This window comes from Comamonadaceae bacterium OTU4NAUVB1, from assembly GCA_024372625.1.
GTDB lineage: Bacteria > Pseudomonadota > Gammaproteobacteria > Burkholderiales > Burkholderiaceae_C > Variovorax.
Map to the genome: position 1 here is coordinate 136,258 of CP099603.1, position 14,040 is coordinate 150,297.

Consider the following 14,040-nt stretch of genomic DNA (forward strand, 5'->3'; position numbering starts at 1 on the left):
AAGCGGTCGGCTCCACAAAATCGAGGTCCGAACAGGCTGCCTTCCACCAAGGACATCGACGCGTGACAACGACTTTAACCCCCACTGTGCACATCGGATTCTTGTTGTTTCCCGACGTGACGCAGCTCGACCTGATGGGCCCGGCACAGATCCTGAGCCGGGTTCCGGGCGCGAGGATCCATCTGGTGTGGAAGGCGATCGAGCCTGTGATGACCGACGTCGGCTTCAGCATCAATCCGACGACGACCTTCGCCGAATGTCCGCAGCTCGACGTGCTGTGCGTGCCCGGCGGGGTGGGGGTGGTGCCGTTGATCAACGATGCCGCCACCTTGGCTTTTCTGCAAGCGCAGGCGGCGCAGGCACGCTATGTCACCTCGGTCTGCACGGGGTCGATCGTGCTCGGCGCCGCGGGCTTGCTCACGGGTTACGAGGCCGCCTGCCATTGGTCGTGGCTGCACCTGCTGCCGCGACTCGGCGCAAAGCCGAAGGCGCAACGAGTGGTGCGCGACCGTAACCGCATCTCGGGTGGCGGTGTGACCTCGGGCATCGACTTCGGACTCACGCTCGCTGCCGAGCTCGCTGGCGAGGAAGCGGCACGATTGATCCAACTCGGCGTTGAATACGACCCGAAACCGCCATTCGATTCCGGCTCGCCTGCCGCTGCCGGTCCACAGCGCGAGGCGATCGTGCGTGGGCGAAATGAAAACGGTGTCCTGCTCGCGCAAGCGGCAATTGAAAGGTCTCGATCATGAGTGCCGCGGAATCGACAAGTGCGCCGCTTCGCATCGGGATGCTGGTTTTTCCGGAGATCACCTCGCTAGACGTGCTGGCCCCGTTCGAAATCCTCTCGCGGGCGAGCAACTGCAAGGTTCAACTGGTCTGGAAGACCATCAACGCGGTGACGGGCGACACCGGCCTGCAGCTGATTCCCGACGTGAGCTTCGCGGACGCACCGCAGTTCGATGTGCTGATGGTGCCGGGCGGGCCCGGACAGATCGTGCTGATGGAGGATGCCGAGGTCCTGGCCTTCTTGAGGAAGCAGGCTCCCGGAGCGAAATACATCACCTCGGTGTGCACCGGCTCCCTGCTGCTGGCAGCCGCGGGCCTGATGCGGGGCTACAAGGCCAGCACCCATTGGCTTTCATTCGATCAACTGGCGCAGTTCGGCGTCGTGCCGGTCGACGAGCGCGTGGTCATCGACCGCAACCGTATCAGCGGCGGCGGTGTGACCTCTGGCCTGGACTTTGCATTCAGTGTGCTGGCCGTCCTGCGTGGCGAACACGAAGCAAGAAAAATCCAGCTGTTCATGGAATACGACCCCCGGCCGCCGTTCGAAAGCGGGCACCCCCGCGTTGCGTCCGCAGCGCTGGTCGAGGAGGTTCGCACCATGGCCGAGCCCATGCTGATTAGGAGACGCGAGGCTTCGGCGAAAGCCGCTCAAGCAATGAAATTTCTCGATCCACTGGCCTAAAGGAAACGTCATGCCATGCCGTCTGAACTGCAGCGCTCTTTCTGTGACCGCGCTGCTGCAAGCCACGCTGTTCGTCGCCTTCCCGGCGTTCGCACAGATCTCCGGTGACGTCGTGAAGATTGGCGTCATCAACGACCAGTCCGGTCCATATTCCGCATTAAGTGGACCAGGCTCGGCGCTGGCAGTCACGATGGCGGTAGAAGACACCAAGAGTCAACTCGGCGGCATCAAGGTCGAAGTGCTGGTGGCCGATCATCAGAACAAGGCGGACCTGGGCGTGACGATCGCCAGACGCTGGTTCGACGTCGAGCAGGTCGATGCGATCATGGACGTGAGCAACTCGGCCGTCGCGCTCGGCATCCAGACGGTGATCAGGGAGAAGAACAAGATCGGCATGTACGGCGCCATCGGCACGACCGAACTCACCGGCAAGCAGTGCGTCAGGACGGGCTACTCGTGGCTGCACGATTCGTACTCGCTCGTGTCCGGGCCAGTGCGCTCCATCCTCAGAAGCGGCGGCAACACGTGGTACTTCGTTGCAGCCGACTTCGCGTTCGGCAAGAACGCAGTGCAGGTTGCGAAGCAGATCCTCGCGGCAAATGGCGGTAGGAGCGTGGGCGAGACCTATCACCCGATGGCCACTTCCGACTACAGCTCTTTCCTGCTGCAAGCGCAGAGCTCGAACGCCAAGGCCGTGCTGTTCGCCAATGGCGGCGCGCAGCTCGTGAACTCGATGAAGCAGTGGAAGGAGTTCGGCATGCAGAACGGCAAGCAGAAGCCGGTCGCCACCATCCTCGAGATCTCCGACGTGCATGCGGCCGGTCTGGACGTGATCGAGGGGCTATCGGCGACCACCGCTTGGTACTGGGACAAGGACGATCAGGCACGTGCCTTCGGCCGCCGCTTCTTCGAGCGTTTCAAGGCGATGCCCACGGCCACGCAAGCTTCGATGTACTCGGCCGCGAGTCACTACCTGAAAGCCGTGATCGCCGCCAAGAGCGACGCGACCGACGTCGTCGACGCCAAGATGCGCGGCACGCCGGTCAATGACATGTATGTGAAGAACGCGGTGCTGCGTCCTGATGGCAAGCTCAGCCATGACTTCCTGCTGGTGACGGTGAAGTCGAAGGCGGATTCCAAATACCCGTGGGACTACTACAAGGTGGACGCCCTGATCCCGGCGAGCGATGCACTGTCGCCACTCGGCGAAAGCGAATGTCCACTCGTGGACAAGGCTGGCTTGCAGAAGAAATGAAAGCCGCCATTGAAGGCGAAATGGACGCCGACCCGATCCTGATCGCAAAAGGCTTGACCCGCAGCTTCTCCGGCTTCACCGCCGTGAAGAACGTGGACATCAAGGTGCGCCGCAACACCATCCACTCGGTGATTGGCCCGAACGGGGCAGGCAAGAGCACCCTGTTCAACCTGCTCACCCGCTTCCTTGAAGCCGACACAGGCACCATCACCTACAACGGTGTGGACGTCACGTCCACCTCTCCCGCGCAGCTCGCGCGCCAGGGCGTGGTGCGCTCGTTCCAGATTTCGGCGGTGTTCCCGCACCTGACGGCCTCGCAGAACCTGTGCATCCCGCTTCAGCGGCTGGCGGGTTTCACGCGCGTGTTCTGGCGATCGACTGCCTGCCTGAGCGAGGTCGACGGGCGCGTGACCGATCTGCTCAGGCGCTTCGGCCTGAGTGCCTACGCGCACGTGGCCGCCGGTGAACTGCCGTACGGCCGCAAACGCGCGCTCGAACTTGCAACGACCTTCGCGTTGGAGCCCGAACTCGCACTGCTCGACGAACCGATGGCGGGCCTGGGGATCGAGGATGTGGCGCGCGTGACCGACCTCATCGCCGAGCAGTCCGCGAGAAACACCATCGTGATGGTCGAGCACAACCTCAAGGTCGTGCAGAAGCTGTCCGACGTCGTCACCGTGCTGTGCCGTGGCGAGGTGCTCGCAGAGGGCGCGTACGACGCGGTGGCCGAGGACCCCCGAGTGTTGGAGGCCTACATTGGCCACTGAGACGAAATCCATGGTCCTGGATGTGAAGGACCTGCGCGCTGGTTACCTGGGCAACCAGGTGCTCGACGGCATCGGTTTTCACCTGAAAGGCGGCGAAGTGGTCACGCTGCTGGGTCGCAACGGCGCGGGCAAATCCACCACGCTTAAGTGCCTGATGGGTTTCATCAGTGAGAAGTCGGGCTCCATCGAGTTCAGCGGCACGGCCATCGCACGCTGCCTGCCCGAGCAGATCGCGCGGCTGGGCATGGCCTACTGCCCGGAAGAGCGCGGCATCTTCTCGCAGCTGTCCGTGCTGGAGAACCTCACGCTGCCCCCGGTGATCCGGCAAGGGGGCCTCAGCGTGGACGAGGTCTACCAGCTCTTTCCCAACTTGCGCGAGCGAAGTGCCAGCCAGGGCACCAAGCTCTCCGGCGGCGAGCAGCAGATGCTCGCCATCGGCCGCATCCTGCGCACCGGCGCGAAGTTCCTGCTGCTGGACGAACCGAGCGAAGGCCTCGCGCCGGTCATCGTGAAGCTCATTGGCAAAACCATCCAGCAACTGAAGGACCGTGGTTTCACGATCCTGCTGGTGGAGCAGAACCTGCGCTTCGCCTGCGAACTGGCAGACCGGCACTACGTGATGGAAACGGGCCGCATCGTCGACGAGCTCTCGCGCAGCGAGATCAACCACAACCTCTCGCGCGTCCATGCGCACCTGGGGATCTGAACATGTTTGAAATCCTGGGCCTATCGCCCCAAGCGCTCGTCGGGCAGGTCTTGCTGGGACTGATTAACGGCTCGTTCTACGCGATGATGAGCCTGGGCTTGGCGATCATCTTCGGCTTGCTGAACGTCGTGAATTTCACGCACGGCGCGCAGTACATGATGGGTGCGTTCGCGGCCTGGATGCTGCTGCAGTGGGCCGGCATCAACTACTGGTTCGCCCTCGTGCTGGCGCCGATCGCGGTCGGCGCGAGCGGCATGCTGATGGAGCGGCTTTTCGTGCGCCGCATCTACCACCTGGACCATACGTACGGACTGCTCCTGACCTTCGGCGTCACGCTGATCATCGAAGGTCTCTACCGCAAGAGTTTCGGCGCCGCGGGCCTGCCGTACGAGAACCCGATACCGGGCGGCTTTCGCACGCAGCTGGGCTACATGCCGTACTACCGGCTCTGGGCGCTATTCGCTTCGTTCGCGGTGTGCCTGGGCGCCTGGTTCATGATCGAGCGGACCAAGCTCGGCGCCTACCTGCGTGCCGCCATGGAACGTCCCGACCTCGTGCGCGGCTTCGGCATCAACGTGCCGCTGATGGTGACGCTGGCCTACGGCTTCGGCGTGGGCCTCGCAGGCCTGGCAGGGGTTTTCGCCGCGCCGATCTACAACGTCAGCCCTGCCATGGGGTCCAATCTCATCGTCGTGATCTTCGCCGTCGTGGTGATCGGCGGCATGGGCTCGATCAAGGGCGCGATCATCACGGGCTATCTGCTCGGCCTGTCCGAAGGATTGATGAAGGTGTTCTACGCGCCGCTGGCCGACACGGTCGTGTTCATCATCATGGCCGCCGTGTTGCTGATCAAGCCTGAAGGCCTCTTCGGCAAGGGCGTCATCACGCAGAAATTCTCGAGTGCCATAACCGGCTCGGCGTCGTCGGCAAGGGCGCACAGCGGGCCCTGGACATGGGTGGTGCTCGCAATGTCGGTCGTCGCCCTGGTAGCAGCACCGTTTTTTGTCTACCCCGTGTTTCTCATCAAGGTGCTGTGCTTCGCGGTCGCCGCCAGTGCCGTCAATCTGCTGCTCGGCTACATGGGAGTGCTGTCTTTCGGACATGCCATGTTCTTCGGCTTCTCGGCCTATGTGTCCGGGCACGTGGCCACGGTCCTCGGCATGGCGCCACAGTGGGCCATTCTTGCCGGTACTGTCTCCTCGGTCGCGCTGGGCAGCATCGTTGGCGTGATCGCCATCCGGCTGCAGGGCATCTACTTTGCGATGTCCACCTTGGCGCTCGCACAGATGGTGTACTTCTTCTGCGTTCAGGCACCCTTCACCAATGGCGAGGACGGGCTGCAGAACATTCCCCGCGGGGTCGCCTTCGGCGTATGGGACCTCAAGAGCGACATCTCGACATACTTCTTCGTGTTGTCGATTTCCGTCGCCTGCATCCTGACGATCGCGAGACTGGTGCATTCGCCGGTCGGCCGCATCATCTCGGCCATCCGCGACAGCGAGCCGCGCGCCGTGTCCCTGGGCTACGACGTCAACCGCTACAAGCTCGCTGTGTTCGTGTTCTCGGCCGGTGTGACAGGCCTGGCTGGAGCTACCAAAGCCATCGCGGTGCAGATCGCCACGCTCACCGACGCCACGTGGCAGATGTCCGGCGAGTTTGTCCTCATGACGCTGGTGGGTGGCTTGGGCACCATCACCGGTCCGGTCCTCGGTGCGTTGACACTGATCGGAATGGAGACGTACATGGCCGGGCTGCAGGACTGGGTGACCGTGGTCCAGGGCGTGGTGTTCTTCGTTGTCGTTCTTTCCTTCCGGGCAGGAATCGCGGGGACATTCGCGAGGGCCTTCGCGGGTGCCAAGCGGCAAACGCCCGAGGCGGAAAGCGAAACCGTCGCGTTCCCGGCGCAGGCGTACCAGGAGCGTTGAATGCAGTTCGACATCGTCATTGTGGGTGCGGGAATCGCCGGTTCGTCCCTGGCTTGGCAGCTCTCGCGGCACGCGCGCGTCGCGCTGCTGGAGATGGAGGCGCAACCCGGCTACCACGCCACCGGTCGCTCGGCGGCGCTCTTCATGGAGACCTACGGCACGCCGATGATCCGCGCGCTCACCCGTGCCAGCCGCGCGTTCTACGAGAATCCGCCCGAAGGCTTTACGGAGCATCCGATCCTTTCGCCACGCGGGGTGATGCACGTGGCCAAGCACGGACAGGAGCGGGAATTGGAGGACGCACTGGCGTTCGCACTCGCGTCATCTCCGAATGTCGTGTTGCTGTCCACCTCGCAGGTGGTCGAGCGTTGCTCCGTCCTGCGGGCCGATCTCATCTGCGGCGCCGTGTACGAAGCGGATGCGATGGACATCGACGTGCATGCCCTGCATCAGGGTTACCTGCGCGGGTTCCGTGGCAACGGAGGCCAACTGCTGAGCGGCGCGACGCTGTCGTCGGCGGCCTTCGGGTCCGGTCAATGGACGATCACGCTGGCCGATGGACGTGGCTTGTCGGCCGGCAAGCTCGTGAACGCGGCTGGTGCCTGGGCCGATGTGGTGGCCTCCCGCTGCGGCGTGCCGCCGGTCGGGTTGCAGCCGAAGCGTCGCACGGCCTTCACCTTCGAGCCCCCAGCCGACGTGGACATCGCCCGCTGGCCCGCCATCGTCGGGGTCGACGAGACCTACTATTTCAAGCCCGATGCAGGCCAGCTCCTCGGGTCACCGGCGAACGCGGATCCGGTCGATCCCCAGGACATCCAGCCCGAAGAACTCGATGTCGCCACCGGCATTCACTTCATCGAGGAAGTCACCACGCTGCAGATTCGACGGCCGAGGCACGTGTGGGCCGGGCTGCGCTCCTTCGTCGCTGATGGGGACCTGGTGATCGGTGCGGACGACAGGTGCCCGGCTTTCGTCTGGGCGGCGGCGCAAGGCGGCTACGGGATCCAGACGGCATCGGCGGCGGCGGCACTGGCGGCAGCCTCGGTGTTGGGACAGGACGTGCCGCAACACCTGGCGGCGCATGGCGTCGTGGCCGAAGCGCTTCTGCCACGCCGCCTGCGCTGACCCGGCCCGGCTGCACAACCACGTCGGGTCCGGAGAGCCTCGAAGCCGCGTCGTGGGTAAAACCCTGTGTGGCATCCCGGGAGTCCAATTTAAAGTCTTTCGGCCGCGTCTACCAACGCTGCGACTGAACCCGTTGCCTATCCGGCAGTGGCGTTTGTTTCCATCCAAACACGCTACCGCGTGCGGAGTCCATCATGAATGCGCGTCCAGCCCTGCGGCTGCATGTGCCAGAGCCCTCAGCGCGCCCTGGCTGTGCCACCGACTTTTCCTATCTGCAACTCTCCAGCGCGGGCACCGTGCGCAAACCGCCGGTCGATGCGCTTCCCGCCGAGACGAGCGATCTCGCGGACTCGCTGATCGGCGTGCTCGATCGTGAAGGGCATGCGGTCGGCCCGTGGACGCCCGATGTCGACGGCACGCTGTTGCGCAAGGGCCTGCGCTCCATGATGAAGACGCGCATCTTCGACCTGCGCATGACGCTGGCGCAGCGCCAGCGCAAGACCTCGTTCTACATGCAGTGCTTCGGCGAAGAGGCCATTGCCGTCGCGCACGGCGCTGCGCTGCAGAAGGGCGACATGTGCTTTCCGACCTACCGGCAGCAGGGGCTGCTGCTGGGTCGCGATGACGTGTCGATGACCGAGATGATGTGCCAGCTCATGAGCAACGAAGGCGACCCCATGAAAGGGCGCCAGCTGCCGGTGTTCTATTCGAGCAAGCGCGCCGACTTCTTCACCATCTCCGGCAACCTGGCGACCCAGTTTCCGCAGGCCGTCGGTTGGGCGATGGCCTCGGCGATCAAGGGCGATACACGCATCGCGTCGGGCTGGATCGGCGACGGCGCCACGGCCGAGGCCGATTTCCATACCGCGCTCACCTTTGCCCATGTCTACCGCGCGCCGGTGATCCTGAACGTGGTCAACAACCAGTGGGCGATCTCCACCTTCCAGGCCATCGCCGGCGGGGAGTCCACCACGTTCGCGCAGCGCGGCGTGGGCTGCGGCATCGCGTCGCTGCGCGTGGACGGGAATGATTTCCTCGCGGTCTACGCAGCCACCCGTTGGGCCGCGGAGCGCGCACGCTCGAACGCCGGCCCCACGCTGATCGAATGGGTGACGTACCGGGCCGGGGGTCATTCGACGTCCGACGACCCGTCGAAGTACCGCCCGGCCGACGACTGGGCACGGTTTCCGCTCGGCGATCCGATCGAACGGCTCAAGCGCCATCTCGTGAACCTGGGCGTCTGGTCGGACCAGGAGCACGAGCAGGTCCACAAAGAGCTCGAAGCCGAAGTCGCAGCAGCGCAGAAGGAGGCCGAGCGCCACGGCACCCTGCTCGACGGCCGCAGCGCCAGCGCCGCCACGATCTTCGAGGACGTCTACGAAACCATGCCGCCGCACCTGCGCCGGCAACGCCAGGAACTGGGGATCTGACCGATGTCCGCACTGCTTGAAAACCACGGCGCTGATGTCGACGCCACCACTACCGCCACGGCCGACGCCACCAAGCCGATGACCATGATCCAGGCGCTGCGTTCGGCGCTGGACGTGATGATGGCGCGCGACCCCGACGTGATCGTCTTCGGACAGGACGTCGGCTACTTCGGCGGCGTGTTCCGCGTCACCGAGGGCTTGCAGGCCAAGTACGGCAAGACCCGCTGCTTCGACACGCCGATCAGCGAAGGCGGCATCGTGGGCGTGGCCGTCGGCATGGGCGCCTACGGCCTGCGCCCGGTGACCGAGATCCAGTTCGCCGATTATTTCTATCCGGCCGCCGACCAGATCGTGTCGGAGGCGGCGCGGCTCCGGCATCGGTCGGCGGGCGACTTCACCTGCCCGATGGTGATCCGCATGCCCTGCGGCGGCGGCATCTATGGCGGGCAGACCCACAGCCAGAGTCCCGAGGCGATGTTCACCCACGTCTGTGGCCTGCGCACCGTCGTGCCGAGCAATCCGTACGACGCCAAAGGCCTGCTGATCTCCGCGATCGAGTGCAACGACCCGGTGATCTTCCTGGAGCCCAAGCGGCTCTACAACGGCCCGTTCGACGGCCATCACGACCAGCCCGTGGTGCCGTGGTCCAAGCATGCGCTTGGCGACGTGCCGGACGGCTACTACACCGTGCCGCTCGAGTCGGCGAAGGTGTTCCGCCCAGGTGGGCAGCTGACGGTGCTGACCTACGGCACGATGACCTGGGTGGCTGAATGCGCGGCGCGCGAGACCGGCATCGACGCCGAGATCATCGACCTCCGCTCGATCTGGCCGCTGGACCTCGACACCATCGTGCAGTCGGTGCAGAAGACCGGCCGGTGCGTGATCGTCCACGAGGCGACCAGGACCAGCGGCTTCGGTGCCGAACTCTCCGCCCTGGTGCAGGAGCACTGCTTCTATCAGCTGGAAGCGCCGATCGAGCGGGTGGCGGGCTGGGACACACCGTACCCGCATGCACAGGAGTGGGCGTATTTCCCTGGACCCGGTCGCGTCGGCGCCGCCTTCCAGCGCGCGATGGAGGCATGACCATGGGACAGTACGCGATCAAGATGCCCGACATCGGCGAAGGCATCGCCGAGGTCGAACTGGTGGTCTGGCACGTGAAGCCGGGCGATGCCGTTGTCGAGGACCAGACGCTGGCTGACGTGATGACGGACAAAGCCACGGTCGAGATTCCGTCGCCCGTCGCGGGCACGGTGGTGTCGCTGGGTGCGAAGACCGGTGCGGTCATGGCCGTGGGCAGCGAGCTGATACGGCTCGACGTCGCGGGCGCCGGCAACGTGCAGTCGGGTTCAGTGCCCGCGGCCAGCACGCCCCCCGCGCCGGCGGCCGTTGCCACTCCCGCGCGCGTGGCCGTGCCACGGGCGCCGCCCGAGGCTGCGGCGCCGGTGGCGCCCCCTGCGAAGGCGCCTGCCGCGCAAACCCCGTGGCTGCAACCGGCGCCGTCGGTTGCAGCGCCCATGCCCATGCGCGCGTCGGACGGCAAGCCGTTCGCCTCGCCCGCGGTGCGCCAGCGTGCCCGCGAACTCGGCATCGAACTGCAGTTCGTTCACGGCAGCGGGCCGGCCGGACGCATCACGCAGGACGACCTCGATGTCCACCTGCTGGCGGCCAGCCAGCCGCGCACGAGCGCCCGCGCCAGTGGTCATGAGCGACTGCACGGCGAGGAGTCGCATCCGGTGATCGGCCTGCGCCGCAAGATCGCGCAGAAGATGCAGGAGGCCAAGCGCCGCATTCCGCATTTCAGCTACGTCGAGGAGATCGACGTGACCGACATCGAGCTGCTGCGCGGCACGCTCAACGAGCGCTACGGCGCGAAGCGCGGCAAGCTCACGCTGCTGCCGCTGCTGGCGCGCGCCGTGGTGATCGCGCTGCGCGATTTCCCGCAGATGAACGCCCGCTTCGACGACGACGCGGGCGTGGTCGTGCGCTACAAGCCCGTGCATCTGGGCATCGCGACCCAGACCGATGCCGGGCTGCTGGTGCCGGTGGTGCGTCATGCGGAATCGCTGGACCCCTGGGCCTGCAGCAGCGAGATCGCGCGGCTCGCCGAAGCCGGACGTGCCGGGAAGTCGGGTCGCGACGACCTGTCCGGCTCCACCCTCACCATCAGCAGCCTCGGGCCGCTCGGCGGCATCGTCACGACACCCGTGATCAACCATCCGGAGGTGGCCATCATCGGCGTCAACCGCATCGTCGAACGCCCGGTGTTCCGTGGCGGCGTCGTGGTCGCGCGCAAATTGATGAACCTCTCGTCGTCGTTCGACCATCGGGTGGTCGACGGCATGGACGCGGCACTGTTCATCCAGGCGATCCGGGCCCTGCTCGAAACCCCGGCCCTGCTTTTCGTGGAGTGAGGATGACGACGAGATTCAAGACGACGACGCTGCTGATCATCGGCGGCGGCCCAGGCGGCTACGTGGCGGCCATCCGCGCTGCGCGACTGGGCATCGCGACGACGCTGGTCGAAGGCGAGGCGCCGGGCGGCACCTGCCTGAACATCGGCTGCATCCCCTCGAAGGCGCTCATTCATGCGGCGGAGGCGTTCGACGATGTCCGGCGGGCCACGGCGGTCTCGCCGCTCGGCATCAAGGCCGGATCGGCGTCGATCGACCTGCACCTCACGCAGGCGTGGAAGGAGGGCGTGGTGTCGAAACTGACCGGCGGCGTCGCGGCGTTGCTTCGCAAGGCGGGCGTGCAGTACGTCCAGGGCTGGGCGAAGGTGGTCGATGGCAAGACCGTCGATGTCGCGGTCGAGGACGACGAGCCGCTCCGCATGCAATGCGAACACCTGCTGCTGGCCACGGGTTCCGAGCCGATCGCGCTGCCCCAGTTGCCGTTCGGCGGCCGGGTGATCTCGTCGACCGGTGCGCTCGCGCTCACCGAAGTGCCGCGCCATCTGGTGGTGGTCGGTGCCGGATACATCGGGCTGGAACTGGGCATGGCCTGGCGCAAGCTGGGCGCCGAGGTGACCATCGTCGACGTTGCGGACCGCATCCTGCCCGGCTACGACGAAGACCTCGGCCGGCCCGTCATGGCGTCGCTCCAGCGCATGGGGGTCGTCGTGCACCTGGGCTGTACCGCCGAAGGCATGAACGAGCCGGGCGACGGCTTGCGGGTGCGCAGCCGCCAGGCCGACGATCTGGTGCTGCCCGCCGATCACGTGCTGGTGGCCGCGGGACGTCGTCCACGCACCGCGGGGCTCGAATCCCTGCAACTGGAGATGCAGGGGCGCGCGGTGAAGGTCGATGCCCGGTGCCGCACGTCGATGCGCAACGTCTGGGCCATCGGCGACCTCACGGGTGAACCCATGCTGGCGCACCGTGCCATGGCGCAGGGTGAGGTGGCGGCGCGCTGCGTGGCCGGGCAAAAACGCAGTTCTGCGCCCCTGGCCATCCCGGCGGTGTGCTTCACCGATCCCGAAGTGGTCGCGGTCGGCCAGACGTCGGGCCAGGCATTGCAATCGGGCATTCAGACCATCACGACCGTCTTCCCTTTCGCCGCAAACGGCCGGTCGTTGACGATGGAAGGCGGCGAGGGCTTCGTCCGGGTGGTGGCTCGCCAGGATAACCACCGGGTGATCGGCTGGCAGGCCGTCGGCGTCGGCGTGTCGGAGCTCGCGGCGGCGTTCACGTATTCGATCGAGATGGGTGCGCAGCTCGAGGACATCGGCGCGATCGTCCATGCGCATCCAACGCTGGGCGAGGCGCTGCAGGAAGCCGCCTTGCGTGGGCTGGGCGATGCGGTACACGTTTGAGGCAGTGCGGGCCGGGTCGCACTCGCAACCATGGCGTGCACGGATCCAGGCGGCGACGATCATGAAGAATGGCCGATGCGCTGCGGACCGACAAACGCGTTTCCATCGAAAAAACGGGTGCCGAGAGCACAGCGATCTGCCGCCGCCGGTCGGTATCCGACTCGGCGTGCCGCCACCGCCGAGCAAGGGGTCGGGAATGGACACCCCGCGCACTTCGGGATTGTCGGCAGCCGAGCACCTCGCGGAGGCTGTCGGCGAGCGCCGCACCGACCCGGTTTCCGGCGGCGTGGGGGAGGGTGTCGGAGCACGATCCGCCAGGGGGTCCGACCGCCCGGCCTTGTCACTGGCACGCGCTTTGCAACAGGTCACCGGTCGGACGACCTCGACTGTATAGACAGCAATTTGGTGCATTCGCCGTCGAAGCATGCACCTCGAGCGCGCGCAGGGGTAACCCTGTATATACAAGTTGGGGCGCCCGACCACAATCCGGCCCACGTCGGTCGGTGCGCATGTGCTCGGCGTCGGCGAGCCCTGCTTTTTCATCACGAACGGAATCCACGGAGTACCCATGGTCAAGATGGTCGTCAAAGTCACTTCGCTGCTCGCAGCCGGCCTGTGTGCGGCCGGCCTGGCCACCACGGCTTCCGCACAGGACACCAAGCTCGTGCTCGGCATGTCCGGCTGGACCGGCTTCGCGCCGCTCACGCTCGCCGACAAGGCCGGCATCTTCAAGAAGAACGGCCTGGCCGTCGAAATCAAGATGATTCCGCAGAAGGACCGTCATCTGGCGCTGGCGGCCGAAGCCATCCAGTGCGCGGCCACCACCGTGGAGACGCATGTGGCATGGAACGCCAACGGCGTCCCGATCGTCCAGATCTTCCAGCTGGACAAATCCTACGGCGCCGACGGCATCGCGGTGCGCGGCGACATCAAGGGCTTCGCCGATCTCAAGGGCAAGACCATCGGCGTCGATGCGCCCGGCACGGCGCCGTATTTCGGTCTGGCCTGGATGCTCAGCAAGAACGGCATGACGCTGAAGGACGTGAAGACCACCACGCTGTCGCCCCAGGCCGCCGCGCAGGCCTTCATCGCCGGCCAGAACGACGCCGCCATGACCTACGAACCCTACCTGTCCAGCGTGCGCAACGCGCCCGAGTCCGGCAGGATCCTGGCGACCACGCTCGACTACCCGATGGTCATGGACACGGTCGGCTGCGCGCCGACTTGGCTCAAGGCCAACGCCAAGGCGGCCCAGGCGCTAACCAACTCGTATTTCGAGGCGCTGGAGATGATCAAGAACGAGCCCGCCAAGGCCAACGAGATCATGGGTGCGGCCGTCAAGCAGACCGGCGAGCAGTTCGCCAAGTCGTCGGCCTACCTGCGCTGGCAGGACAAGGCCGCCAACCAGAAGTTCTTCGCCGGTGAACTCACGGCCTTCATGAAGGACGCCGAGAAAATCCTGCTGGAAGCCGGCGTGATCCGCAAGGCGCCGGACAACCTGGCCGCGACCTTCGACGCCAGCTACATCAAGTGATGGGGCTCGCCCC

12 protein-coding genes are annotated in these 14,040 nt (G+C 65.7%); all 12 read left to right on the plus strand.

Features of this window, described 5'->3' with window-relative positions; all coding sequences use genetic code 11:
* Positions 1–134 precede the first annotated feature (134 nt).
* The 12 genes from NF681_00665 (at position 135) to NF681_00720 (ending at position 14,027) form a co-directional block, all read left to right on the plus strand.
* Complete coding sequence (locus NF681_00665; GenBank protein UST52616.1) at positions 135–752, plus strand: DJ-1/PfpI family protein; 618 nt, start codon at positions 135–137, stop codon at positions 750–752.
* Entirely contained in the window at positions 749–1,471 is a 723-nt protein-coding gene (locus tag NF681_00670) for a DJ-1/PfpI family protein (GenBank protein UST52523.1), read from the plus strand. The genes NF681_00665 and NF681_00670 overlap by 4 nt, the downstream gene beginning before the upstream one ends.
* A 43-nt stretch (positions 1,472–1,514) precedes the next feature.
* Entirely contained in the window at positions 1,515–2,726 is a 1,212-nt protein-coding gene (locus NF681_00675; GenBank protein ID UST52524.1) for an ABC transporter substrate-binding protein, read from the plus strand.
* A 20-nt stretch (positions 2,727–2,746) separates the two neighbouring features.
* Positions 2,747–3,493, plus strand: a complete 747-nt coding sequence (locus NF681_00680; GenBank protein UST52617.1) for an ABC transporter ATP-binding protein — start codon at positions 2,747–2,749, stop codon at positions 3,491–3,493.
* 10 nt (positions 3,494–3,503) lie between these two features.
* Positions 3,504–4,199 (plus strand): ABC transporter ATP-binding protein, encoded by a 696-nt coding sequence (locus NF681_00685; GenBank protein ID UST52525.1) that lies wholly within the window; start codon positions 3,504–3,506, stop codon positions 4,197–4,199.
* Between the two features lie 2 nt (positions 4,200–4,201).
* The gene (locus NF681_00690; GenBank protein UST52526.1) at positions 4,202–6,124 is read left to right on the plus strand and encodes an ABC transporter permease; all 1,923 of its coding nucleotides are present in this window, start codon (positions 4,202–4,204) and stop codon (positions 6,122–6,124) included.
* Complete coding sequence (locus NF681_00695) at positions 6,125–7,249, plus strand: FAD-binding oxidoreductase (GenBank protein UST52527.1); 1,125 nt, start codon at positions 6,125–6,127, stop codon at positions 7,247–7,249.
* 194 nt (positions 7,250–7,443) lie between these two features.
* Positions 7,444–8,679 carry a 3-methyl-2-oxobutanoate dehydrogenase (2-methylpropanoyl-transferring) subunit alpha gene (locus tag NF681_00700; protein ID UST52528.1) on the plus strand — a complete coding sequence of 412 codons (1,236 nt, stop codon included), beginning with the start codon at positions 7,444–7,446 and terminating at the stop codon, positions 8,677–8,679.
* Positions 8,680–8,757: 78 nt separating this feature from the next.
* On the plus strand, positions 8,758–9,762 hold the full coding sequence (locus NF681_00705) for an alpha-ketoacid dehydrogenase subunit beta (protein ID UST52618.1): 1,005 nt from the start codon (positions 8,758–8,760) through the stop codon (positions 9,760–9,762).
* A 2-nt stretch (positions 9,763–9,764) separates the two neighbouring features.
* On the plus strand, positions 9,765–11,093 hold the full coding sequence (locus tag NF681_00710; protein ID UST52529.1) for a 2-oxo acid dehydrogenase subunit E2: 1,329 nt from the start codon (positions 9,765–9,767) through the stop codon (positions 11,091–11,093).
* Positions 11,094–11,095: 2 nt separating this feature from the next.
* Positions 11,096–12,493 (plus strand): dihydrolipoyl dehydrogenase, encoded by a 1,398-nt coding sequence (lpdA, locus tag NF681_00715; protein UST52530.1) that lies wholly within the window; start codon positions 11,096–11,098, stop codon positions 12,491–12,493.
* Positions 12,494–13,061: 568 nt separating this feature from the next.
* Positions 13,062–14,027 (plus strand): ABC transporter substrate-binding protein, encoded by a 966-nt coding sequence (locus NF681_00720; protein UST52531.1) that lies wholly within the window; start codon positions 13,062–13,064, stop codon positions 14,025–14,027.
* The last annotated feature ends 13 nt before the right edge of the window (positions 14,028–14,040 follow it).

Excerpts from the sequence above, each read along its gene's own strand:
- NF681_00680 (UST52617.1), top strand. The coding sequence starts at position 2,747 with ATGGACGCCGACCCGATCCTGATCGCAAAAGGCTTGACCCGCAGCTTC.
- NF681_00710 (UST52529.1), top strand. The coding sequence starts at position 9,765 with ATGGGACAGTACGCGATCAAGATGCCCGACATCGGCGAAGGCATCGCC.
- NF681_00690 (UST52526.1), top strand. The coding sequence starts at position 4,202 with ATGTTTGAAATCCTGGGCCTATCGCCCCAAGCGCTCGTCGGGCAGGTC.
- NF681_00695 (UST52527.1), top strand. The coding sequence starts at position 6,125 with ATGCAGTTCGACATCGTCATTGTGGGTGCGGGAATCGCCGGTTCGTCC.
- NF681_00705 (UST52618.1), top strand. The coding sequence starts at position 8,758 with ATGACCATGATCCAGGCGCTGCGTTCGGCGCTGGACGTGATGATGGCG.
- NF681_00665 (UST52616.1), top strand. The coding sequence starts at position 135 with ATGGGCCCGGCACAGATCCTGAGCCGGGTTCCGGGCGCGAGGATCCAT.
- NF681_00700 (UST52528.1), top strand. The coding sequence starts at position 7,444 with ATGAATGCGCGTCCAGCCCTGCGGCTGCATGTGCCAGAGCCCTCAGCG.
- NF681_00670 (UST52523.1), top strand. The coding sequence starts at position 749 with ATGAGTGCCGCGGAATCGACAAGTGCGCCGCTTCGCATCGGGATGCTG.
- lpdA (UST52530.1), top strand. The coding sequence starts at position 11,096 with ATGACGACGAGATTCAAGACGACGACGCTGCTGATCATCGGCGGCGGC.
- NF681_00720 (UST52531.1), top strand. The coding sequence starts at position 13,062 with ATGGTCAAGATGGTCGTCAAAGTCACTTCGCTGCTCGCAGCCGGCCTG.
- NF681_00685 (UST52525.1), top strand. The coding sequence starts at position 3,504 with ATGGTCCTGGATGTGAAGGACCTGCGCGCTGGTTACCTGGGCAACCAG.